Genomic DNA, 23723 nt, shown 5'->3' with positions numbered 1-23723 from the left:
GGATTTATCCAAGCTTTTCGAACGAAGCAGAGCCAACCGAAGTTTGGCGCGGATTTTCGGGATTCTCGGCAGATGGACTTAGCGCAAACTCAATCGTTTTGCGGGCGCAGGCCGAAGGTCGCCGGCTTGAGGCCATAGCGCATATCGAAATCATTGTCCGATTCAACGCGAGTGGCCGGCGGCTTGCGGTAGTCGGGGTCGCCGGCCTGGCGGCCTGAATCGACGACTTCGGCGAAGGCCATCGCCTGCTGCGTTGGTTTCGGCACGTTGCGCAGTCGCTCGACGATCGCCACCAGATCAACATCGTCGCCGGTTTTCGACGAGGCCGCCTCTTCGCGCTTGGCCGTACCGGGAAGCAGGTGGCTCGGCAGTTTTTCGAACTTCAGCCGCATGGTCGTCGCCACGCCTTCGCCGAAGGCGATGGCTTCGCGCTGGCCCATGGAGGACAGGAAGGCAAGCGTTGAGGCGGAAGAATCGGCAATCGCCGAGCGGATGATCGCTTGGTCCTGCTCATTGGCGAGCCGCATGGCGAAGAAGGTCGAGCATTGCGACAGGATGGTCGGGTCAAGCTCGCCCGGGCGCTGGGTGACGACGCCGAGATAGCAGCCATACTTGCGGCCTTCCTTGGCAATGCGCGACAGCGCATGCCTGGTCGGCGCGAAGCCGAGACGCGGATCGGCCGGCATATAGCGGTGCGCTTCTTCACACAAAAACAGCAGCTGCAGCTTGCCTTCGCTCCACAGCGCGAGATCGAAGGCCAGGCGCGCCAGCACCGAACAGACGGAATTGACCACTTCGGACGGCATGCCGGCCATCTCGAAGCAGGTTACCGGGCGGCCATGATGCGGCACGCGGAAGATGTTGCCGATCGTCTCGTGGATGGTGTCCTCGATCAGGCGCGAGTTGAACATGAAGCGGTAGCGTGGGTCGGCGGCCGCCGATTCGATGCGCGTCTTCAACGATCTGAGCGTCGGGCGATCGGTCTTGCTATCGAGCATGCCCATGCGCTCGTCGATCTGCTTGAGGAGGTCGGCGATGCGGTAAGGCACCGGCGTATCGGCGGTCAGCGCATCGCTGCCGCGCCGCAGATAGGTGCCGGAATTCGGATTGCGGTAAAGGTTCTTGGCGGCCGGAATGAGGTCGCGCAAGGCATCGATTTCTTCCGGCTCGGTCTCGCGGCCTCGAAACAGCACCTCGGCGAATTCCTCCAGCGTGAACATCCAGAACGGAAGATCCAAGGTTTTGGAATCGACCCTGACGCAGTATTCGGGCAGCGACGCCGCGAACTCGTTGTGCGGGTCGAGGATCAGGATGCGCAGGTCGGGCCGTGCCGCGATCGACTTGCGCAGCAGCAGCGAGACGGCGGTGGATTTGCCGACACCGGTGGTGCCGACAATGGCGAAGTGACGTGCCAGCGTATCGTCGATGGCGATGTTGGCGGCGATCGTCTCGTCCTGCGCGAGCGTACCGATGGTGATCGAATGACGCCCGGCGAGATCATAGACCGCCTGCAGGTCACGGGTGCGGATGCGGTGCGCAACGGCGCCGATATGCGGATAGGTGGTGATGCCGCGGTCGAAGACCGGTTTGGCGCCAGGTTCTGCTCCGTCACGCACTTCGCCGATCAACTCGATGCTGACCTCGATCGCGTTCTGGCCCTCATTGCTCCAGGCGCGATCCGACTTGCCGATCCCGTAGACCAGACCGACGGTTCGCGTGGATCCGAGATTGATGGAAATCATCTTGCCGACCGTCCACAGGCCGGTCACCGCGCCGTCGGCATCGTCCGCATAGGCGCTGATGGTGGCACGCGCGCCGTCGCATTGCACGACATTGCCCAGAATGCGCCTGTCGTTCTGCTCGGCGTCGCGGCGCTCCTGCGATGTCGGTTCTCCAGCGGAGGCTTCGCGTTCGACATACATGGACAGGCCAATCCCCATTTCCCTGGAGCATCCACCCTATAGGAATGGGGTTAAGGCCCGATGAGGTCGGATGGTGTAGAGACGATTAAGGGCCTCGTGAAAATTGTCGCGAGGCGGCTCTTTTCCGATAGTCGATATTTCGCTATAATAGACGTATGGATGATATAGCGAACGATATTTCTTCGACGATCGGCCGAAGGATACACGCCGAAAGGATCATGCGGGACTGGTCCCTGGCCGAGCTGGCGGAGCGTTCCGGGGTCTCGAAGGCGATGCTCAGCACGATCGAGCGCGGCAAGACCAGTCCGACGGCGGCTCTTCTGGTGCGCATCGCGTCGGCCTTCGGCATGACGCTGTCAACCTTGATAGCGCGCGCGGAGTTGCAGGGCGGCGGGCTACTGCGCGAGGCCGATCAACCGGTGTGGCGCGATCCCGATACCGGCTATGTCAGACGGCACCTTTCGCCGGCTTCCGACATGCCGCTCGAGCTGATCAGGGTGCAGCTGCCGGCAGGTGCCAAAGTCAGTTTTCCGGCCGCCTCCTACGCCCTCATCAAGCAGCAAATATGGCTGATTTCCGGGCGGCTCGAATTCGTCGAAGGCGAGGCGGTGCACAGGCTGGAACCCGGCGACTGCCTGGCGCTTGGGGCGCCGTCGGACTGCACCTTCCATGCCCTGGAGCCCGGCGCCGACTATCTGGTCGCGCTGGTCAGGGGCTGACATCATGGCGAGAAGACCAAAGCGCTCCCATAATGGGGGGCCGCCTCTCGATGAGTACAAGGGGCCGCCATGGGGCAAGGGCGATCCCTACATCTTCCTTGCCTGGCAGGCCGCCCATGCCAAGGCTTGGAAGGCGCCGAGCCGCGAGGTCATGCTGCTGCGCATGGACAAGGCCGAGCGGCTGGGCCTGACCTATGAGGAATACACGCTCGAGATTCTGGAGCGTGGCCGGCACCTCAGGCAAGAAGACACCGAACGCATCAGCGCCATCAAGGCGGCGCGAAAGCGACGCCGCGTACGCCGTCTGGACTGACGGCAATGTGCCTGCATCTATCGCAATCACGGGACATCCTGCACATGAACTCGATCGAGATCGGAACCCTGAACCCGACTGCTGAGACGCAGGACATGCTGGCCGAATTGTTGGTTGCAACGGTGGCGGCCGGCGGATCTGTCAGCTTCATGCATCCGCTGGCGCCGCAGGCAGCAAGGGCATTCTGGGAGAAATCGCTAGCCGCGACGGCAAGAGGGGAAAGGTTGGTGCTTGGCGCCTGGGACGGCGAGGTCCTGGTCGGCACCGTGACTTTGCTGCTCGACTGCCCGCCCAACCAGCCGCACCGGGCCGAGATCGCCAAGCTGATGACATCAGTCGATTATCGGGGCAGGGGTGTGGGAACGCGCTTGATGCGGGCTGCCGAGAGCCTCGCCGTCGAGAAGGGGCGCACGCTGCTGGTTCTGGATACAGCGACCGAGGAGGGCGCTTCCGGCCTCTATGAGCGGTTGGGCTTCAAGCTGGCCGGTGAGATACCGGACTATGCCCTGAAGCCGCATGGCGGGCTAACCGGCACGCTCGTCTATTGGAAGCGGATCGGGGCAATTTCGTAACCAGTCATGCCGGCGCGGACAGGCGCGACAGTAGCCATTGGCGGAAATCCTGCTCGGCGCCGGTCAGGCGGGCGGCCGACGCCTTGGTCAGAAAATGGCCTGATGTGCTGGAGAGTTCGAAGTCGGAAAGCCTGACCAGCGTCTTGCTGTCGAGCGCCGCATCGACCAGCGGCCGCGAGCCCAAAAGCACGCCGGCACCGGCCCTTGCCGCTTCCATCGCCGCAACGAAACTGTCGAAGCGGTGCGATCGCCTGGGGTGGCCAGCCAATCCTGCCGCGGCGAACCATTCCGCCCACATCTCGCGTGCGCCGGCGACCAGAAGCAGCGGCAGGGATGTCCAGTCGGCATCGCCGGCCAAGCCCGGAGCCGCCACCGGCACGAGTCGCTCGGCGGTCAGCCTGTCGGCTTCGCGTCCAGGGAAGGAGCCGTTGCCGAAACGGATGTCGAGCACCGAGCCCGGCAGGTCGTAATCAGCAGGGCGATGGATCGTCACCAGGTCGAGCTGGATGCGCGGCAGTGCCTTTGCCAGATCAGGCAGCGCCGGAACCAGCATCAGCAAGGCAAAGGAGATCGGCGCTCGAATGGTCACGGTCTGGACCGCGCGCGGCTCGAACAGTTCCGCGGTGCTGCTGCCGATGGTGGCGAAGGCCGACTGGATGTGGGGCAGGTAGGCCGCGCCCTCCGGCGACAGCGCGACGCCGCGCGCCAGCCGCGAAAACAAACGCGCCTTCAGCCGTTCCTCGAGAAACCGGATGTGCTGGCTGACGGCTGCTTGGGTCAGGCCAAGCTCGGCTGCCGCCGCGGTGAAATTCGACAGCCGCGCCGCGGCCTCGAAACTGCGCAGCCAGTCGAGCGGCGGCAAGGGTGGGGTTCGAGCCATTAGTGTACTACGGTCATTGGCCAAAAAATGATAATTTGAGTTATGCCTATCGCAAGGTCAACATGCAATTGAAACCCCTGCGGATCGGGCCGTGGGGACGCATTGGACAGGAACGGATCTCCATGCTCACCCACGCGCTGATCGGCGACGAAGGCAGAACAATCGAACTTGGCTGGCAGGATGGGACGCGCACCCGCTTCCACGCCATGTGGCTGCGCGACAACGCGCTCGACGACAAGACGCGCAGCGCCGGCAACGGCCAACGGCTCATCACCATCCTCGACATTCCCGCCGACACCAGGATCGGCGCCGCGTCGATCAAGGGCAACGCCCTGGAAGTCAGCTTCGTGCCCGAGCAAAAAACGGTGAGTTTCCCGGCGGCATGGCTGAGCGCCAACACCTATGATCGCGGCGAGGCGCGCCAGCCCGGCTGGACAGGCGAGGACACGGTGCGATGGACCAAGGCCACCATGCAGAATTCGGTGCCGCGCGCCGGCTACCCTGCCGCCAGCCGCGACCGCGACGTCCTGCGGCAATGGCTGTCGGCGGTGAAAATCTACGGTTTTGCGGTGATGGATGATCTGCCCACCGAATCCGGGGCGCTTTGCAAGGTGTCCGATCTGTTCGGCTATATCAGGGAGACCAATTACGGGCGCTGGTTCGAAGTGCGCGCCGAGGTCAATCCGAACAATCTCGCCTACACGAATCTCGGCCTCCAGGCGCACACCGACAATCCCTATCGCGACCCGGTGCCGACGTTGCAAATCCTGTCCTGCATCGAAAATACGGTGGAGGGTGGCGAGTCCAGCGTCGTCGACGGCTTTGCTGTCGCGGCTGCGCTGCAGGCTGAGAACCCGGAAGGCTTCCGGCTGTTGAGCTCATGCGCGGCGCGCTTCGAATATGCCGGCTCTTCCGGCGTGCGGCTGCAGGCGAAGCGGCCGATGATCGAGCTCGGGCCTGATGGCGAGCTGATCTGCATTCGCTTCAACAACCGCTCGCTGGCGCCGACGGTCGACGTGCCGTTCGCCGACATGGAGAGGTATTACGCCGCCTACCGACGGTTCGCCGAACTGATCGAGGATCCGTCCTTCGAAGTGACCTTCAAGCTCGAAGCGGGGCAGGCTTTCATCGTCGACAACACACGCGTCATGCATGCGCGCAAGGCGTTTTCCGGGACCGGCAAGCGCTGGCTGCAAGGTTGCTATGCCGACAAGGACGGCCTGCTGTCGACGCTCGCGGCGATCGAGCACGGGTTCAAGGAGGCGGCGGAATGAGCGGCCAGGATCTGAACGCGGACACCATCGTCGAGTTCATCGCCGACATCTTTGAGCGCCGGGGTGCGGAATCCTATCTCGGCGAACCCGTCACCATGTCGGAGCACATGCTGCAGGGCGCCTGGTTCGCCGAGCAGGACGGCGCGCCCGACGAACTGGTCGCGGCGGCGCTGCTGCACGACATCGGCCACTACACCAGCGAGTTCGGCACCTATTCGCCGGAGGATGTCGAGGACAAGCATCATGATGAGGCCGGTGGCGAGGTGCTGGCGCCGTTCTTTCCGCCCGTCATCGTCGAGTGCGTCAGGCTGCATGTCGCGGCCAAGCGCTATCTCTGCGCCACCGACCCGAGCTATTTCGGCAAGCTTTCGCAGGCCTCGGTGCATACGCTGTCGCTGCAGGGCGGGCCGATGAGCGTCGATGAGGTGGCCGAGTTCCGCAAGAACCCGTTCCACGAGGAAGCGGTCCGGGTCCGCATCTGGGATGAGAGCGGCAAGATCGCCAACATGAAGACACGGACGTTTCGCGATTACGTGCCGCTGCTGCAGCGGGTGGTTCGCGATTTTCGCGATCGCGCCTGACGGCGGCGCCTACTGGAGAGCAACAGATGTGCTTCAGCTTCGACGGGCACGGTGCGGTGGCGCCACGCAGACCCGACAATTGCCGGGAACGCGGGCGCCCCGCAGGCGCTCCTGCAACGCCGCTTAGCGCCTCCCTCGGTGAGACGGGACGTCTCGATGCGGCCAGCAGGGCTGAGCCGATCGAAGCGGCGCATGTTCCGCGGTCATAGCGATGCTGGAGGCGCGGCATTCGCCGCACCCCGGCCGGCGCCTTGTCGGCCCGGCTATCCCTTGTGGTGGGCCTGCTGCAGCCCGTAGACCGGCGTCGCGATGCCTTCATGCCGTGCCTTCAATTGCAGCGACAGAAACTGCGAATAGTGGCGCGACTGATGCAGATTGCCGCCGTGGAACCACAGCGCTTCCTGTTGCGTCGGCTTCCACATGTTGCGCAACTCGCCTTCCCAAGGGCCGGGATCCTTGGTGGTGTTCGAGCCGAGGCCCCAGCATTTGCCGACCTTGTCGGCGGTTTCGCGCGATATCAGATCGGCGGCCCAGCCGTTCATCGAGCCGTAGCCGGTGGCGTAGACGATGAGGTCCGCAGGCAGTTCCGACCCGTCGCTGAGCAGAACCGAGTGCTGCCTGATCTCCTTGACGTCGACGCCGCTCTTCAGCTTGATCGAACCATCGATGACCAGCTGCGAGGCGCCAACATCGATGTAATAGCCGGAACCGCGCCTGAGGTACTTCATGAACAGGCCAGACTCGTCGTCGCCCCAGTCGAGCATGAAACCGGCCTTTTCCAGTCCCTTGTAGAATGTCGCGTCGCGTTTCTTCATTTCGGCATAGGCCGGGATCTGGAACTCGTGCAGGATCTTGTAGGGCAGCGAGGCAAAGATCAGGTCGGCCTTGGCCGTCGTGATGCCATTCTGCAGCGCCTGCTCCGAATAGAGCGAACCCAGTCCGATTTCCATCAACGTGTCGGATCTGGAGATGTGGGTGCTCGAGCGCTGCACCATGGTGACGTCGGCGCCGGCTTCCCAAAGTGCCGCAGCGATGTCATGGGCGGAATTGTTGGATCCGATGACAACGGCCTTCTTGCCGGCATAGGCGTCGGGACCCGGATGCTTCGACGAGTGGTGCTGATCGCCCTTGAAGGTCTCCATGCCCTTGAATTTCGGCAGATTGGCCTTGCCGGACTGTCCGGTGGCCAGCACCAGCTGCTTCGGCTTCAGCGTGATGTCCTTGCCGTCGCGGTGGACGACGACGGTCCATTCCTTCTTCTTGTCGTCATAGGAAGCGCTTTTGGCCTCGGTCGAGGACCAGTAATTCAGTTCCATCACCTTGGTGTACATTTCCAGCCAGTCGCCGATCTTGTCCTTGGGCGAGAAGACCGGCCAGTTCTTCGGGAAATCGATATAGGGCAGATGGTCGTACCAGACCGGGTCATGCAGGCAGAGCGACTTGTAGCGCTTGCGCCAGCTGTCGCCGGCCCGCTCGTTCTTCTCGATGATGATGGTAGGCACGCCGAGTTGCCGCAGCCGCGCGCCAAGCGCGATGCCGCCCTGGCCGCCACCGATGATCACCGTATAGGGCTGTGTCTTGAAGCCGAGCTCGGCGGCTTCTTTCTCGCGCTCTTCCTTCCACGTCGGACGGTTCTTGCCCGAGCCATGCTTGGCGCCCATCGGCCGCGCGAACCCCGCCGGCTCCTCATGGCCTTTCAACTCGGCCATGGTGGTCAGCAGCGTCCAGATCTTGCCGTCCTTCAGCCTGACATGGCCGAAGCCGCGTGCCACCTCCGTCTCGAAGCTGATCCAGCCCTCGATCACCCCGCCGCTCTCGGTCGCGTCCTCGCCCTTGGCGATGGCAAAGTGAGACGGCCTGGTTTTCGACAACTGGCTTTTCAGCATGTCACGGACCTGGTCGTGGCCTTCCATGGTCTTGATGTTCCAGGTGAAGGTGACGAGGTCGCGCCAGTAGCAATCCTCCTGAAAGCAATCGACCGCTTTCTCGATGTCATTGGCGGCCAGGGCGGCGCCGAATTGGTCGAGCAGGTCGGACAGTTTCTTGCTAGGGGCCTTGTCGAGCATCAGGTTTCCTCCCGTGAAATCCAGATCGTCATGGTGGCTCCGCCGGACTTGCCGGCCGGACGGCCAAGTATCGGCAAAGATAGCCGCCCTCGTCACGCCCCACCATAGTTTCCTGCGATTTCAATTGCTTCCGGAAATCGAGGTCGCCAAGCAGTTTCGGAATACGCAAGCGTTGGGAACGGACGCTCCGATTCCGAACGCCGGGACAATGCCGCGCCGGTCGCGCAAAATTGATGGTCATATGCCGCAATGCGGCCACCGAGGCTGATGACAACCGATCGGTGAGAAGCCGGGAAGCGGTGGCGGGCAACAGGGCGGTTCCCGGGGATTTTTCTGGATGCGGAACTCTGGAGCCCGTTATGCAAGCATTTTCACGTCATTATATCGGCCGGCGCGGACGCGCCGCTGCCATGGCTCTGGTCATGGCGATCAGCGCGACCTTGACCAGCCCGCTGGTACTGCCCAGAACTCAGGCGCATGCGGCGGAAATTTCCGTTACCGTCCGCGAGAGGCTTTCAAACTATGGCGGATGGCGAACCTCCAGCCGCTTCGGCGATGTCTGGGTTCCCAAGGTCCGCACCGAATGGCGGCCCTACACCGAAGGTCGATGGATCTGGACCGATGACGGCTGGTACTGGCAATCCACCGAGCCGTTCGGTGATGTCGTCTATCACTACGGTCGCTGGGCCTATGATCCCGATTTCGGCTGGGTGTGGATCGCCGGCGATCAATGGGCGCCAGCCTGGGTGGTCTGGCGCCAGGGCGGCAACGATGTCGGCTGGGCTCCGGCACCCCCCGATGTCGATGCCGCCTTCGACGACGCCTGGTGGTGTTTCGTGCCGGTGGCGGCGATCGGCGCGGTCGACCTGGTCAGGGTGGTACGGCCTGCCACTGAGAATGTCGTGATCGTGCGCAACACGACGATCATCAACCAGACCGTCGTGGTCAACAACGCGCCGCATGTGCGGCTCGGTAACCAGGTCGTTGCGATCAATGCCGGGCCGAGGCTGCAGCAGTTCCCGAAGCCCGTTATCGAATCGATCAAGGCAGCAAGACTGGTTCCGCCTCGCAAAGGGGTGTTTGCCAGTGCACGGCTCGATGCTTCCAGGGGCGCGGAGATCAAGAGACTGGCCGGCAATGGAACGCACGCCGCCAGGGCGGCCAATGGAAACGGGCAAACCGTCCCGGGCCATGACCCCAAGATGCTGACCGGCAATAAGGTCATTTCTCCAGGCGCTGAGACAGCGGGCAATCCCGCCGTGGCGAAGCCGGGTGATGCCGTGCGCAAGCGGATGGTCGCCAGCAACGGCGCGAAGGCCGATGCCAACAAGACCGCAGGCAATGGACGGATCGTGGTAAAATCGTCGTCCAACCCGGCTTTGTCCAGGCAGCGTCTTGCACGCGGGGCTGGGCCGCAAAGGCAGCATCAGCAGGCGTTGGCCATGCGCATGCCCCAGCACCATGGTCCGGCGAAAGTGGCGCCCCACCGTCCACCGGCAAAGATGCAGGCCAAGAAGGTGACCAAATGCGATCCGCGCGTTTCCCGCTGCAAGGCGCCGGGCTGACACCGCAGTCGCGCCGGCACGCTGCGCGCGCCGGCGCGATTTTTCCCGTTGACAGGCTGCCTTTCCCGCCCTTAGTGTCCGCCACCATGAAAACGGCACTCATTCTCGTAGGAAAGCGCGTGGGCAAGGCGGTGTAACCGCCGGGCGAAAACCCCCCATGCGCAAGACACAGGCTCCCTCGGGGGCCTTTTTTATTGCCTGAAACACGACTAAACGACCAGCAATCGCCAGATGGCGGACAGTACGGGACCAGACCGATGAGCAACGGACAGAACGAGCGGCGCGAAATGACGGGTGCCGAAATGGTGGTGCAGGCGCTGAAGGACAATGGCGTCAAGCATGTCTTCGGCTATCCGGGCGGCGCAGTCCTTCCGATCTACGATGAGATCTTTCAGCAGGACGATGTCGAGCACATCCTGGTCCGCCACGAGCAGGGCGCTGGCCATGCGGCGGAAGGCTATGCGCGCTCGACCGGCAAGGCCGGCGTGATGCTGGTGACCTCCGGCCCCGGCGCCACCAATGCTGTGACGCCGCTGCAGGACGCGCTGATGGATTCGATCCCGCTGGTCTGCCTGACCGGGCAGGTGCCGACCTCGCTGATCGGCTCGGACGCTTTCCAGGAATGCGATACGGTCGGCATCACGCGCCCCTGCACCAAGCACAACTGGCTGGTGAAGGACGTCAACGAACTCGCCGCGACCATCCACGAGGCCTTCCATGTCGCGACCACCGGCCGCCCCGGTCCGGTCGTGGTCGACATTCCAAAGGACGTGCAGTTCGCCAGGGGATTCTACGTCCCGCCGCAGATCGCGCCGCGCACCAGCTACCAGCCGAAGGTCCAGGGCGACCTGGAAAAGATCAAGGCGGCGGTCGAACTGATGGCCGGCGCCAAGAAGCCGATCATCTACAGCGGCGGCGGCGTCATCAATTCCGGCCCGGAAGCGAGCCATCTGCTGCGCGAACTGGTCGATCTCACCGGTTTCCCGATCACCTCGACCTTGATGGGCCTCGGCGCCTATCCGGCATCGGGCAAGAACTGGATGGGCATGCTCGGCATGCACGGCACCTATGAAGCCAACATGGCCATGCATGACTGCGACGTGATGGTCTGCATCGGCGCGCGTTTCGACGACCGCATCACCGGGCGGCTGACCGCGTTCTCGCCGAACTCGAAGAAGATCCATATCGACATCGATCCGTCGTCGATCAACAAGAACGTCCACACCGAGGTGCCGATCATCGGCGATGTCGGCCGGGTGCTGGAGGATATGGTGCGGCTGTGGCGGGCGAGCGCCAAGGCCGACAAGAAGGCCCTCTACCCCTGGTGGGAGCAGATCGCCAAATGGCGTGCGCGCGACTCGCTCGCCTACAAGATGAACAACGACGTGATCATGCCGCAATACGCCATCGAGCGGCTCTACGAACTGACCAAGGGCATGGACACCTACATCACCACCGAGGTCGGCCAGCACCAGATGTGGGCGGCGCAGCACTATCATTTCGAGAAGCCGAACCGCTGGATGACATCCGGCGGGCTGGGCACGATGGGTTACGGACTGCCGGCGGCGCTCGGCGTGCAGATCGCGCATCCCAACGCGCTGGTCATCGACATCGCCGGTGACGCCTCGGTGCAGATGACGATGCAGGAGATGAGCGCTGCCGTGCAGCACAATGCGCCGATCAAGATCTTCATCCTGAACAACCAGTATATGGGCATGGTGCGGCAGTGGCAGCAGCTGCTGCACGGTAACCGGCTGTCGCATTCCTACACCGAAGCGATGCCGGATTTCGTCAAGCTGGCCGAGGCCTATGGCGGCCACGGCATTCGCTGCGAGAAGCCGGACGAGCTGGACGACGCGATCAAGGAGATGATCTCGGTCAGGAAGCCGGTGCTGTTCGATTGCCGCGTGGCGACGCTCGCCAACTGCTTCCCGATGATCCCGTCGGGCAAGGCGCACAACGAGATGCTCTTGCCCGACGAGGCGACCGACGAGGCGGTGGCCAACGCGATCGACGCCAAGGGCAGGGAACTGGTGTAGCCGGCGGGTACGAGGCAGGGCTGTCGCGAGAAGCCGTGCGCAAACAGAGAATTAGCTCAAGAGCTTGGAATCGAGATTCATGTCATGAATGCACAGCTACAGCCGACCGGTTCGGCCTATTTCATCGCCAAGGAAACGGAAAAGCCGGAAAACCACACGCTTTCCGTGCTGGTCGACAACGAGCCGGGCGTGCTTGCCCGGGTCATCGGCCTGTTTTCCGGGCGCGGCTACAACATCGAAAGCCTGACCGTCTCCGAGACCGAACATGAGAAGCACCTGTCGCGCATCACCATCGTGACGCGCGGCACACCGCATGTGCTGGAGCAGATCAAGCATCAGCTCGAGCGTATCGTGCCGGTGCACCGCGTCGTCGACCTGACCGTGCGTTCGCATGAATCCGGCCAGGAGCGGCCGCTGGAGCGCGAACTGGCGCTGGTCAAGGTCGCCGGCACCGGCGAGGCCCGGGTCGAAGCCCTGCGGCTGGCCGACGCGTTCCGCGCCAGCGTCATCGATGCCAACACCGAGCATTTCATCTTTGAGATCACCGGCAAGGGCTCCAAGATCGACCAGTTCATCGCCATCATGAAGCCGCTCGGCCTGGTCGAAATCTGCCGCACCGGCGTGGCGGCGTTGAACCGCGGCCCACAGGCGATGTAGGACTTCGGCGGGGCTGGCGCCGACCGCGCCAGCCAGCTTCCATAGCGAGGCTTCTGGCCCCGCTGTGGGCCATCCGTGGCCTTTGCAGGGTCGCCGAGAAGAGACAATGATGCTGACTTATCAGGGAGGATATCCATGTCGCTTGACGCTTTCCTTGCCCTGCTTGTCTACGCCTTCGTGACCTCGATCACGCCGGGGCCGAACAATCTCATGCTTCTGGCATCGGGGGTGAATTTCGGCCTCGTCAGATCGATTCCGCACATGCTGGGCATCAGCATCGGTTTCCTGGTGCTGCTGGTGGCCGTGGGCCTTGGCCTCGGTGCGGTGCTGACGGCGTTCCCGGTGCTGCACACGGGATTGAAGATCGCCGGCGGCGCCTATCTACTCTATCTTGCCTGGAAGATCGCCATGTCGCGCTCGCTCAGCGGCAAGGGCGAGGTGAAGGCGCGGCCGATGCGCTTCATCGATGCGGCGGCGTTCCAGTGGGTCAATCCCAAGGCTTGGGTGATGGCGATCACCGGCATGGCCGTCTACACCAATCCGGAGCATCCGTTCCTGTCGGTGGTGTTGATCGCCGTGGCCTTCACGATCGTCAATTTGCCGAGCGTCTCGGTGTGGGCGGGTTTCGGCACTGCGCTGCGCGGTTTCCTGTCGGACCCGGTGCGGCTGAAATGGTTCAACATCGCCATGGGCGTACTGCTGGCGGCGACGCTTTGGCCGATGCTCAAATAGGTCGAGACGCCCACGTTCTGGTCGTCTCAGGCCGGAAGGTGATGGCTCGCAAGCCGTTCGGATGGGGATCCAGCCCGTGCTGCACAGCTATTGTGCAGTGCACATTAAATCTTCGTAATGCCGCCTTTTGGCCCTTTTCCGACAAAGGCCTGTCCTATCTATTCGGCCAAATCGCGGCAATGGGCCGTGGTTTGCGCTAGAACAGAACCATCGGACCACGACGTGTCGGGTGGAGAGGGCCTTTGACCATGCGTGGAAAAGTCGTTCTTTCGTTGCTGGCCGTCGCCTGCCTGGGCGCGGCGGGGCTCTATGTTTCGCCCGACGCGCTGGGCAAGGTTCAACAGCTCGTCGGCGCAAAGCAGGTGGCTGCATCGGACAAACCGGCAGCGGCTTCCGCCAAAAAAGACGGCAGCGCGGCGCGCTCGGCCTCCATCCTCTCGGCAGTCGCCTCGACCGCCGATTTTCCGATCCGGCGCTACGCGATCGGCTTCGTCTCCTCTCCAGCCGTCGTCAACATCAACGCGCGGGTGTCCAGCCAGATCGTCTCGATCGACGTCAAGGACGGGCAGATGGTCAAGACCGGCGATCTGCTGTTCTCGCTCGATGACCGGGCGCTGAAGGCGCAGCTTGCCAAGGATCAGGCGACGCTCGCCAAGGATCAGGCGATGCTCGCCAGCTCGAATTCCGATCTTCAACGCGCCAAGGACCTTGTCGCCAAGCAGGCCGGCACGCAGCAGACCTACGACCAGGCCGTCGCCGCGCAGAAGGCTGCCGCAGCGACTGTCGATGCCGACAAGGCGACAATCGACGCCGACAATGTCCAGCTTGGCTTTGCCACCATCACGGCGCCGATTTCCGGCAGGCTGGGTGCGGTCAGCGTCGCCGTCGGCGACCTCGTCACCACCAGCAATGGCAGCAGCAGCACGGCGACGCCGCTGGTGACCATCACCCAGATGGACCCGCTGCAGGTCAACTTCAATCTCCCCGAGAGCAATCTGGCTCTGCTGCACAAGGCATTGGCGGCACCGACGCAAGGGGCCGTGACGCTGACCAAGGATGGCGATCCGACGCCGATCGGCAAGGGTACGCTCGATTTCGTCGACTCCAGCGTCGACACTGCTTCGGGCACGATCGCGACGCGAGCGAGCGTGCCGAACGCCGATCTTTCGTTGTGGCCAGGCCAGTATGTGAATGTCGTGCTCGACGCCGGCATCATGCCGCAGATGACATCGGTTCCGACGGTGGCGGTGCAGCCTAGCCAGAAGGGGCCGTTCGTCTATGTGGTCAAACCGGACAACACCGTCGAGATGCGGCCGGTGCAGGTGGCGCTGACCGAAGGCGAGAACAGCGCCATCAGCCTGGGGCTGAAAAGCGGTGAGAAGGTTGTCACCGAAGGCCAGACAAGGCTGAAGGACGGTGCCGCCGTGCATGAAGGCAAGGCCACGGCGAGTGCTGCCGCGCCCAAGGTGGCCGAGGCGACCAACGCCGGCGAGGCGGCCCAATGATCTCCGAATTCTGCATTCGCAGGCCCGTCGCCACACTTCTGATGTCGTTCGCCCTCGTGCTGGGCGGGCTGTTTGCCTACAAATTCCTGCCGGTGGCCGCACTGCCCAGCGCTGAATTCCCGGTGGTCAATGTCTCCGCTTCGCTGCCCGGCGCCTCGCCGGAAACCATGGCGACGTCGGTGGCGACGCCGCTGATCAAGCAGTTCGCCACCATCGCCGGCATCGATTCGATCTCGACCACGAACTCGCTCGGCTCGACCTCGATCGCCATCCAGTTCGTGCTCAACCGGGACATCGACGCGGCTGCCGCGGACGTGCAGGCGGCGATCGCGCGCACGCAGAAATCATTGCCGCCGCAGATGACGGCGCCGCCGAGCTATCGCAAGGTCAATCCGGCCGACGCGCCAATCCTTTTGATGTCGCTGGTCAGCGACACGGTTCCGCTGACCGATCTCGATGCTTTCGCGGAAAACGTCATCTCGCCGTCGCTGTCGACCATCGACGGGGTGGCCCAGGTCTCGATCTTCGGCCAGCAGAAATACGCGGTGCGCATCCAGATCGACCCGACCGCGCTTGCCGCGCGCGGCATCTCGATCGATCAGCTGCAGGCGGCGGTTGCCTCTGCCAACAGCAACACGCCGCTCGGCGTGCTCCAGAACGACAAGCAGCAGCTCACCATCACCGCCAACACGCAGCTCGACAACGCCGCCGGCTTCTCCGACCTCATCATCGCCACCAAGAACGGTCATCCGGTACGGCTGGGCGAGGTGACCCGCGTCGTCGATTCGGTGCAGACCACGACGACGGCTAGCTGGTATGACGGTACGCGCGCGATCATCATGGCCGTGCAGCGCCAGCCCGACGCCAACACCGTCGACGTCGTCGACAAGGTCAAGGCGATGCTGCCGTCCTTCCAGGACCAGATGCCGGCCGCCGCCGACATCAAGCTGCTCAACGACCGCTCCAGTTCGATCCGCCAGGCCGTCAGCGACGTGCAGTTCACGCTGCTGCTCACCATTGCCCTGGTGATCATGGTGATCTTCGTGTTCCTGCGCCGGGTGACGGCAACCATCATCCCGGCCGTGGCGGTGCCGATCTCGCTGATCGCCACGCTCGGAGCGATGTTCCTGTTCGGCTTTTCCATCGACAACATATCGCTGATGGGCCTCACGCTCGCCGTCGGCCTCGTCGTCGACGACGCCATCGTGATGCTGGAGAACATCTTTCGTCACATGGAGGAAGATGGGCTGTCGGCCTTCGATGCATCGCTGAAGGGCGCGCGCGAAATCGGCTTCACCATCATCTCGATCTCGATCTCCCTGGTGGCGGTGTTCATCCCGGTGCTTCTGATGGGCGGCGTCATCGGGCGCATCTTCAACGAGTTCGCCGTCGTGGTGACGGTCGCCATCCTGGCCTCGATGTTCGTGTCGCTGACGCTGACGCCGATGCTGTGCTCGCGGCTGCTGTCGGTGACGAAGGCCGACCGCGACGCGCATGGTCCCGGCCACAAGCAGGACCTTGTCACGCGCGGCTACGACCGGGTCTTGAGTTTCTGCCTGCGGCACACCTTCCTGGTGTTCCTCGTCTTCGTCGGCACCGCTGCAGCGTCGGTGTGGCTGATCGAGGTCTCGCCGAAGGGCTTCTTCCCGCAGGAGGATATCGGCCAGATATCGGTGACGACCATCGCGCGCCAGGACATCTCGTTCGACGCCATGTCCAAGCTGCAAGGGCAGGTCGCCAGCGTCTTCTCGCACTCGCCCTATGTCGACCATGTGGCGTGGTCGGCGGGCAGCGGCAACAACGCGCTCAACCAGGGGCAGCTCTTCGTCCAGCTCAAGGGCAAGGACCAGCGTCCCGATATCGAGAAGGTGCTTGCGGATCTGCGCAAGCAACTGGCCGGCGTGGCGGGCATCGAGACCTACATGCAGCCGGTGCAGAATTTGAGGCTGGGCTCGCGGTCGTCGGCCAGTGCCTACCAGCTCGTGGTTCAGGGCCTCGACACCGGCCTGACCGACACCTGGGCGCAAAAGCTGAACGACGCGATGGCGGCCGACCATACGAACTTCACCGATGTCACCAGCGACCTGCAGAACAATGCGCTGCAAGCGACGCTGGTGGTGGATCGCGACAAGGCAGCCCAACTCGGCATCGATACCGACACGCTCCGCTCCGCCCTCTATGGCGGGTTCGGCACCGACCAGGTTTCGACCATCTTCGGTTCGGCCGACAGCTACGAAGTCATCACTGAGCTCGATCCCAAGATCGAGTGGTCGCCCGAGCGGATGCTCGCTATCCAGATGAGGACGGCGAGCGGCAGTCTGGTTCCGCTTGGTGCCTTCGCCCGGGTCGATCGCACGGCAGGCGCCCTGACCGTCAACCAGCTCGGCCAGCTACCTGCGGTGACCATCTCCTACAATCTGCCGCAGGGCGTGGCGCTGGGTGACAGCGTAACGCGCATCAACGCGCTCAAGGAGCAGATCGGCATGCCGACGGCGATCTCGACGACCTTTGCCGGCACGGCCAAGACCTTCCAGGACTCGCTGGCCAACCAGGGTCTTCTGGTCGGTGGCGCGATCCTGACCATCTATATCGTGCTCGGCATCCTGTATGAGAGCTTCATCCACCCGCTGACCATTCTCACCGGCCTGCCGTCGGCTGTGCTCGGGGCGGTCGTTGCACTGCGCTTCGCCGGTATGGACCTGTCGGTCATCGCGGTGATCGGCATCCTGATGCTGATCGGCATCGTCAAGAAGAACGGCATCATGATGGTCGACGTCGCGCTCGAATTGCGACGAGAAGGCATGTCCGCCAAGGAGTCCATCCACAAGGCGTGCCTGATGCGGTTCAGGCCGATCATGATGACGACGCTGGCGGCACTGATGGGCACATTCCCGATCGCGCTCGGCACCGGCGCCAGCGCCGAACTGCGCCAGCCGCTGGGCGTTGCCGTTGTCGGCGGTCTGCTTGCCTCGCAGGCGCTGACCCTGTTCGTGACGCCGGTGATCTATGTCTACATGGAGAATTTCTCGGGCTGGCTGGTCGGGCTTTGGTCGAAGCGCAAGGGCGAGCCGAGCCCGGTCGAAGATGTCGACCAGCCCTCGCTGTTCAAGCCCAGGGAAGAAATGCTGCCCGAACCGCAGCGGGCGGCCGCCGAATAGGGGCAGGCCAGCGTCACGTGCCGTTGGCCCAAGCCGTCATGCTTGCAGCGGCATGATCGGAAACGTATTTTGCTGTCATGTCACACGATCATGACCACGACAACGAACTCGATCCGTTTGCCGCCCGGGTGCGTGCGCTGGAGACCATCCTCACCAGCAAGGGGCTGATCGATCCGGCCGCGATCGACGTTATCGTCGACACCTACGAAACAAAAATCGGTCCGCGTAATGGCGCCAAGGTGGTGGCGAAAGCCTGGAGCGATCCAGCCTATGCCGACTGGCTGAAGCGCGATGCGACGGCGGCGATCGAATCGCTGAGCTATACCGGCCGCCAGGGCGAGCACATGCAGGCGGTGTTCAACACCGAGGACACGCACAACCTCGTCGTCTGCACGCTGTGCTCCTGCTACCCGTGGTCGGTTCTCGGTCTGCCGCCGGTCTGGTACAAGGCGCCGCCCTATCGTTCGCGGGCTGTCATCGATCCGCGCGGGGTGCTGGAAGAGTTCGGGCTGACGCTGCCGGCGGACAAGAAGATCCGCGTCTGGGATTCCACTGCCGAGCTGCGCTATCTTGTCGTGCCGATGCGGCCCGAGGGCACCGAGGACTGGAGCGAGGAGCGGCTGGCGGAGCTGGTGAGCCGCGATGCGATGATCGGCACCGGCCTGGCGAGGCAGCCGGCATGAACGGGCCGCAGGATCTCGGCGGACAGATGGGGTTCGGCCCGGTCGCGCCCGAAAAGGACGAACCCTATTTCCATGCCGCCTGGGAAAGGCGCGCGCTCGGCGTGACGCTGACTGCCGGCGCCATGGGCGCGTGGAACATTGACGAGAGCCGGCACGCGCGGGAATCACTGCATCCCGCCGATTACTATGCCTCCAGCTACTACGAGATCTGGATCAAGGCGCTTGAGATGCTGCTCAAGCGCCACGGCTTCGTCACGGAGCGCGATCTCGATGCGGGCACGGCAGTCGATCCGGCAGCGACTCCCAAGAGGGTGTTGAAGGCGGAAAACGTGCCTGGTGTGCTGGCCAAGGGCGGTCCTTGCGACCGGCCGGTTGCGACCCCGGCGCGGTTCAAGGCCGGCGATCCCGTGCGGACCAAGAACTTCAACCCGACCGGCCACACGCGGCTGCCACGCTACGCGCGCGGCAAGCATGGCGTTGTCGAGGCGGTACGCGACGGCTTTGTCTTTCCCGACAGCAACGCGCATGGGCACGGCGAAAACCCGCAATGGGTCTACACGGTGGTTTTCGAAGGGTCGGAAATCTGGGGTGAGGGCGCCGACCCGACGCTGACCGTCTCGATCGATGCCTGGGAGAGCTATCTTGAGCCGGCCTGAGGTGGACGGACCCGTCGCCGATTTGCCGCCAGGCGTCGATGCCCCGGTGTTTGCCGAGCCGTGGCAGGCCGAAGCCTTCGCCATGACGGTGGCGCTGCACGACAAGGGCCTGTTCTCGTGGAGCGAGTGGGCGCAGTCACTGTCGGCAGAAGTGAAGAGACCGGGCGCTGCGGCGGACGGCCATGACTATTACGAACATTGGCTAGCGGCGCTGGAAAGCCTGCTTGCCACCAAAGGGCTGGCCGCCAAGTCGGATGTCGACGCTATGGCTGAAGCCTGGGAGCGCGCGGCGCACGCCACACCACACGGCAAGCCGATCCTGCTGGAGAACGATCCTGGGCCGATCGGATAGGTCGTGGCAGCCCGGCCCGATAGATCGCGGTGGCCTGGTTTGTTCGTCGTGTCGTAGTTTGAATTTCGGCCCGCGACTCTAAGCGGACCTATGCGCGCGTCCCAAAAACACCAATAATGAGGAGAAGGCAGCCAAAGGAGCCCAGACCGCCGATTATTGCAAAACATATGAGATGCCGCAGATACTTGAACTCACTTTGGACGAAGATTCTGCTGGCTCGGCTGTTCTTGCGTGCAGCCCGTTCCCAATATGGCAGCCCGCTTTCATTGGGCCTGGTTACAAGCGCTTCCGTCTTTGTCAGGGTGAGGTAGATACCGCAAAGCATCCCCAAAAAGCTGACGAGAAAGACAGCAACACATGTCCACACTGCAAGGTGGACGAATAGTGGTTGTCCTTCCATGACGAGCTTCATACGCTCTTGGCCCTTGTTTGTGCTGTTTTTGCTAGTCTAAACGCCTTAGAGTCTGACTCATAATGTTTTTGAAGCGGATCAATGGTTTGCCAGCCTGCGCGTCATGAGCTGAGCGGAGGCCAGCAAGAGCCATGCGGTGGAACTTTCGATCGTGGCCTCGAAGTCCTTGGCCAGGCGTCGGTTTCGTCCGAACCATGCAAAGGTGCGCTCGACGACCCATCGACGTGGAAGCACTTCGAAGCCCTTGGCGGTGTCGGATCGTTTGATGATTTCGAGCGTCCAGTCGCCTTTCCCATGAAGGGCGGTCTCAAGCTTCTCACCGGCGTAAGCGCCGTCGGCGAAGACGTGGCGCAGCCAAGGAAAGCTGGCTCGAATGGAGGCCAGAACGTCGGGAGCGCCGTCGCGGTCCTGGATATCGGCGGTATGGATGACCGCGCCGACGAGCAAACCCAGGGTGTCGGTGAGGATATGGCGCTTGCGGCCTTTGATCTTCTTGCCGGCATCGTAACCGCAAGGCCCGCCGCTCTCCGTGGTTTTCACGCTTTGACTGTCGATCACGCCGGCGCTGGGTGAGGCTTGGCGACCGGTGGCCAGACGCACGCTCATCAGCAGCAGATGATTGATGGTGCTCCAAAGGCCGCAGTCGCGCCAAGCGTAGAAGTAGCGCTGCAGCGTCGACACCGGCGGCAAGTCCCTGGGCAGCATCCGCCATGGCAAGCCACTGCGCAGCACGTAGAACAGTCCATTCATGATCTCGCGCCGCGACCATTTCGGCGGGCGCCCAAGTCGGGACCGGGGCGGAATCACCGGATCAAGAACCGCCCACTCCATATCCGTCAAATCGCTTGAATACCGCAGCCCTTTGCGGGCATGCTTGGCTCGGGTGATATCGGTCCACATGGGATTCTCCGTCGATGCTTCGCAACACCGACTGAATCACAAGCCGCTGATATCACCCAACTTCTTTTCGGGTCAGACACTTAATGTCTGGTTCCCACCCGTCGCGGAAATCCAAACTAGAACATCGTGTTTGTTCTCTTTACGTTCCTATTTGCGCCTGATAGCCTGACCTGTCGGCGGCGCTGAGGCGTCCCGACGTATCGATGGTGGTGACGGCTGTCTTGTCTTTCCCTTGCGAATCCGGTCTCTCGCGCTGATGGAATTCTCTCCCCAACAGGACGAGGCGCTGCAAGCGGTTGCCCGCTGGCTCAAGACCGGCAAGCCGCAGCTGTTCCGGCTGTTCGGCTATGCCGGCACCGGCAAGACGACGCTGGCGCGCTATTTCGCCGAACATGTCGATGGCCAGGTGCAGTTCGCCGCCTTCACCGGCAAGGCCGCACAGGTGCTGCGCTCCAAGGGCGCGGTCAATGCCCGCACCATCCATTCGCTGATCTACCGGCCGAAGGGCGAGGAATCGGTATCGGACGAGGTCACCGGTAAGACCTCGATGTCGCCGACCTTTTCGCTCAACCGGCAAAGCCCGATCTCGCGTGCCAAACTGGTCGTCATCGACGAATGTTCGATGGTCGACGAGCAGCTCGGCCGCGACCTGATGAGCTTCGGCACGCCGATCCTGGTGCTCGGCGACCCCGGCCAGTTGCCGCCGATCTCGGGTGGCGGCTTCTTCACCGACCACGAGCCGGATTTCCTGCTCACCGAAATCCACCGGCAGGCGCGCGACAACCCGATCCTGCGGCTTGCGCTCGATGTGCGCGAGGGCCGCGAATTCATGCGTGGCGACTATGGCACGGCGCAGGTCATCGGCAAGGAAGACGTCACCCAGGAGCTGGTGCTCAAGGCGGACCAGGTGCTGGTCGGCACCAACCGCACGCGGCGACGCTACAATCAGCGGCTGCGCGAGCTCAAAGGCTTCAATGCCGACTATCCGCAGGCCGGCGACAAGCTGGTCTGCCTACGAAACGATCCAGCCAAGGGCCTGCTCAACGGCTCGCTGTGGAAGGTGATGACCTCATCGCGCGAGACGGTGAAGCCCGGCATCAACCTGCTGGTGTCGCCGGAAGAGGACGATCCGGATCGCGGCGTCGCCAAGATCAAGCTGCTCAAGGCGGCCTTCGAGGATCCCGATGCCGACATCCCCTGGCAGCAGAAGAAGCGTTTCGACGATTTCGACTATGGCTACGCGCTGACCGTGCACAAGGCGCAGGGCTCGCAGTGGAACGAGATCGTGCTGTTCGATGAAAGCTGGGCTTTCAAGGAAACCCGCCAGCGCTGGCTCTACACCGCCATCACGCGGGCGGCCGAGCGGCTGACGATCGTTAGGTAGCGACGCCGGATGCTATTGCCCCGACCGGCTGCGCAGCAAGCCATTGCCAAGCCGCGGCTTCGTCCTCGATCTTGAAATATCGCAATTCGATGGGCGGTGAGGGCGGCAGGAAGCGTTTTGCGTCCGCTATCCAGTCCGGTTCGCCGATCGTCGCGCAGCGGCCGACATGTTCCAATGCATGGATGGCGCCCTGCTTCAGAGTCTCGTCCACTATATGGGCCCAGTCGACGCCATCATGGTCGACAAGGCGCACCAGCACGTCGATGCGCGCGTGCAGAGCATAGGCTGCCTCCAGCAACCCGAAAAGGTTTTCGCCGTCGGCGGCGGCGACGTGCCCGACGACGTCGATGGCGAAAAGGTCATCACGGCTGGTCTCGATACGGCGGATTGCCGGAACCTCATCGAGAAAATTCATCGGCGCTTCCTTTCCCGGTTCGTTCATCAGGCTTGGAACACCCGAAACCCCAGTCTGTTCCCACCAAAGGCATTACTGTTTCCGCCAAAGCCATTATAGGTGAGCGCGTCGAATGATTTCCGAGGCCACCAACATGCCCGCAAAGCTCTCCGTTAATCTCAATGCCATCGCCATGCTGCGCAACCGGCGCGACCTGCCGTGGCCAAGCGTCACCGGCCTAGGCCGCATTGCGCTTGCTGCCGGAGCGCATGGGCTGACGGTGCATCCACGCCCCGACGAGCGGCACACAAGACACTCCGATCTGCCCGAGATCCGGTCGCTGATCGACGACGAATTTCCGCGCGCGGAATTCAACATCGAGGGCTATCCGACCGAGGATTTCCTGGTGCTTGTGGAAAAGCACCAGCCCGAACAGGTGACGCTGGTGCCGGACGATCCGGCCCAGGCGACTTCAGACCATGGCTGGAACTTCGCAGCCCAGGCCGCGTTCCTCACTCCGATCGTCAAGCGTCTGAAGAAGGGCGGCTTTCGGGTGTCGCTGTTTTCCGATTCGGACGCCGCCGGCATAAACGCAGCGCGCGACACCGGCGCCGACCGCATCGAGCTCTACACGGGTCCGTATGGCAGTTATCATTCCGATCCCGCCAAAGCGGCCAAGGAGCTGGAAAGGCTGGGAAAAACCGCCGACGCCGCCCTTGCCGCCGGGCTTCAGGTCAATGCCGGGCACGATCTGGTGGTCAGCAATCTGCCGGCACTTGCCAAGCGCATTCCGGCATTGGCCGAAGTGTCGATCGGACATGGGTTGACAGCCGACGCGTTGGAGTATGGCATGGCGGGCACGGTGGGTCGGTTCCTCAAGGCCTGCGGGTGGTAGCGATGGCAGCCTCGCGTGGCAGGCATGGCAGCCATTACGCGACGGCACTTGATATTGCATCGCA

Annotated in this window: 21 protein-coding genes; 16 read left to right on the top strand and 5 right to left on the bottom strand. The window is 63.1% G+C overall.

Annotated features, from left to right (window positions below):
- Positions 1-89: 89 nt before the first annotated feature.
- Positions 90-1922 (bottom strand): ATP-binding protein, encoded by a 1833-nt coding sequence (locus ACFOJ9_RS19785; RefSeq protein ID WP_378980540.1) that lies wholly within the window; start codon positions 1920-1922, stop codon positions 90-92.
- 155 nt (positions 1923-2077) lie between these two features.
- Here ACFOJ9_RS19785 and ACFOJ9_RS19780 point away from each other — a divergent pair, with 155 nt between their 5' ends.
- The 3 genes from ACFOJ9_RS19780 to ACFOJ9_RS19770 are packed head-to-tail and all read left to right on the top strand — an operon-like array spanning position 2078 to position 3526.
- On the top strand, positions 2078-2641 hold the full coding sequence (locus tag ACFOJ9_RS19780; RefSeq protein WP_378980539.1) for a helix-turn-helix domain-containing protein: 564 nt from the start codon (positions 2078-2080) through the stop codon (positions 2639-2641).
- Positions 2642-2645: 4 nt separating this feature from the next.
- On the top strand, positions 2646-2954 hold the full coding sequence (locus tag ACFOJ9_RS19775; protein ID WP_378980538.1) for a hypothetical protein: 309 nt from the start codon (positions 2646-2648) through the stop codon (positions 2952-2954).
- Positions 2955-2998: 44 nt separating this feature from the next.
- A complete protein-coding gene (locus ACFOJ9_RS19770) occupies positions 2999-3526 on the top strand; it encodes a GNAT family N-acetyltransferase (RefSeq protein WP_378980537.1) in 528 nt (175 codons plus the stop codon).
- 4 nt (positions 3527-3530) lie between these two features.
- On the opposite strand, the gene ACFOJ9_RS19765 is transcribed toward ACFOJ9_RS19770, so the two are convergent.
- Entirely contained in the window at positions 3531-4406 is an 876-nt protein-coding gene (locus ACFOJ9_RS19765) for a LysR family transcriptional regulator (protein ID WP_378980536.1), read from the bottom strand.
- Between the two features lie 122 nt (positions 4407-4528).
- Here ACFOJ9_RS19765 and tmpA point away from each other — a divergent pair, with 122 nt between their 5' ends.
- Complete coding sequence (gene tmpA, locus ACFOJ9_RS19760; protein ID WP_378980535.1) at positions 4529-5680, top strand: 2-trimethylaminoethylphosphonate dioxygenase; 1152 nt, start codon at positions 4529-4531, stop codon at positions 5678-5680.
- Positions 5677-6261: a (R)-1-hydroxy-2-trimethylaminoethylphosphonate oxygenase gene (gene tmpB, locus ACFOJ9_RS19755; RefSeq protein ID WP_378980534.1), complete on the top strand. Its 585-nt coding sequence runs from the start codon at positions 5677-5679 to the stop codon at positions 6259-6261. Before tmpA ends, tmpB begins: the two co-directional genes overlap by 4 nt.
- 263 nt (positions 6262-6524) lie before the next feature.
- Here the strand turns inward: tmpB and ACFOJ9_RS19750 are convergent, their stop codons facing one another.
- Positions 6525-8327: an NAD(P)-binding domain-containing protein gene (locus ACFOJ9_RS19750; protein WP_378980533.1), complete on the bottom strand. Its 1803-nt coding sequence runs from the start codon at positions 8325-8327 to the stop codon at positions 6525-6527.
- Between the two features lie 359 nt (positions 8328-8686).
- On the opposite strand from ACFOJ9_RS19750, the gene ACFOJ9_RS19745 reads away from it, so the two are divergent.
- The 9 genes from ACFOJ9_RS19745 (at position 8687) to ACFOJ9_RS19705 (ending at position 19674) form a co-directional block, all read left to right on the top strand.
- Positions 8687-9892, top strand: coding sequence for a DUF6600 domain-containing protein (locus ACFOJ9_RS19745; protein WP_378980532.1), 1206 nt, complete (start codon positions 8687-8689; stop codon positions 9890-9892).
- 257 nt (positions 9893-10149) lie between these two features.
- A complete protein-coding gene (locus ACFOJ9_RS19740; RefSeq protein WP_378980531.1) occupies positions 10150-11931 on the top strand; it encodes an acetolactate synthase 3 large subunit in 1782 nt (593 codons plus the stop codon).
- A gap of 84 nt (positions 11932-12015) precedes the next feature.
- Complete coding sequence (gene ilvN / locus ACFOJ9_RS19735; RefSeq protein WP_023757090.1) at positions 12016-12588, top strand: acetolactate synthase small subunit; 573 nt, start codon at positions 12016-12018, stop codon at positions 12586-12588.
- Positions 12589-12723: 135 nt separating this feature from the next.
- On the top strand, positions 12724-13320 hold the full coding sequence (locus ACFOJ9_RS19730; protein ID WP_378980530.1) for a LysE family translocator: 597 nt from the start codon (positions 12724-12726) through the stop codon (positions 13318-13320).
- Between the two features lie 248 nt (positions 13321-13568).
- Positions 13569-14825, top strand: coding sequence for an efflux RND transporter periplasmic adaptor subunit (locus tag ACFOJ9_RS19725; protein WP_378987902.1), 1257 nt, complete (start codon positions 13569-13571; stop codon positions 14823-14825).
- Positions 14822-17983 (top strand): efflux RND transporter permease subunit, encoded by a 3162-nt coding sequence (locus ACFOJ9_RS19720; protein ID WP_378980529.1) that lies wholly within the window; start codon positions 14822-14824, stop codon positions 17981-17983. The genes ACFOJ9_RS19725 and ACFOJ9_RS19720 overlap by 4 nt, the downstream gene beginning before the upstream one ends.
- A gap of 77 nt (positions 17984-18060) precedes the next feature.
- Complete coding sequence (nthA, locus tag ACFOJ9_RS19715; RefSeq protein ID WP_378980528.1) at positions 18061-18666, top strand: nitrile hydratase subunit alpha; 606 nt, start codon at positions 18061-18063, stop codon at positions 18664-18666.
- A complete protein-coding gene (gene nthB / locus ACFOJ9_RS19710) occupies positions 18663-19322 on the top strand; it encodes a nitrile hydratase subunit beta (protein ID WP_378980527.1) in 660 nt (219 codons plus the stop codon). Before nthA ends, nthB begins: the two co-directional genes overlap by 4 nt.
- On the top strand, positions 19309-19674 hold the full coding sequence (locus tag ACFOJ9_RS19705) for a nitrile hydratase accessory protein (protein WP_378980526.1): 366 nt from the start codon (positions 19309-19311) through the stop codon (positions 19672-19674). Before nthB ends, ACFOJ9_RS19705 begins: the two co-directional genes overlap by 14 nt.
- Before the next feature lie 490 nt (positions 19675-20164).
- Here the strand turns inward: ACFOJ9_RS19705 and ACFOJ9_RS19700 are convergent, their stop codons facing one another.
- Positions 20165-20986: an IS5 family transposase gene (locus tag ACFOJ9_RS19700; RefSeq protein WP_378976343.1), complete on the bottom strand. Its 822-nt coding sequence runs from the start codon at positions 20984-20986 to the stop codon at positions 20165-20167.
- A 256-nt stretch (positions 20987-21242) separates the two neighbouring features.
- On the opposite strand from ACFOJ9_RS19700, the gene ACFOJ9_RS19695 reads away from it, so the two are divergent.
- Complete coding sequence (locus ACFOJ9_RS19695; protein WP_184873422.1) at positions 21243-22370, top strand: ATP-dependent DNA helicase; 1128 nt, start codon at positions 21243-21245, stop codon at positions 22368-22370.
- Here the strand turns inward: ACFOJ9_RS19695 and ACFOJ9_RS19690 are convergent.
- Positions 22363-22785, bottom strand: coding sequence for a SpoIIAA family protein (locus ACFOJ9_RS19690; RefSeq protein WP_378980525.1), 423 nt, complete (start codon positions 22783-22785; stop codon positions 22363-22365). The genes ACFOJ9_RS19695 and ACFOJ9_RS19690 overlap by 8 nt on opposite strands.
- 133 nt (positions 22786-22918) lie before the next feature.
- Between ACFOJ9_RS19690 and ACFOJ9_RS19685 the strand changes: the two genes are divergently transcribed.
- The gene (locus ACFOJ9_RS19685) at positions 22919-23659 is read left to right on the top strand and encodes a pyridoxine 5'-phosphate synthase (protein WP_378987899.1); all 741 of its coding nucleotides are present in this window, start codon (positions 22919-22921) and stop codon (positions 23657-23659) included.
- Positions 23660-23723 lie beyond the last annotated feature (64 nt).

Source organism: Mesorhizobium cantuariense (genome assembly GCF_042647205.1).
In the GTDB taxonomy this organism is placed as follows: Bacteria; Pseudomonadota; Alphaproteobacteria; order Rhizobiales; family Rhizobiaceae; genus Mesorhizobium; species Mesorhizobium cantuariense.
The sequence above is the reverse complement of the archived record's forward strand: the minus strand, read 5'-3'. Positions and strand labels throughout refer to the sequence as shown.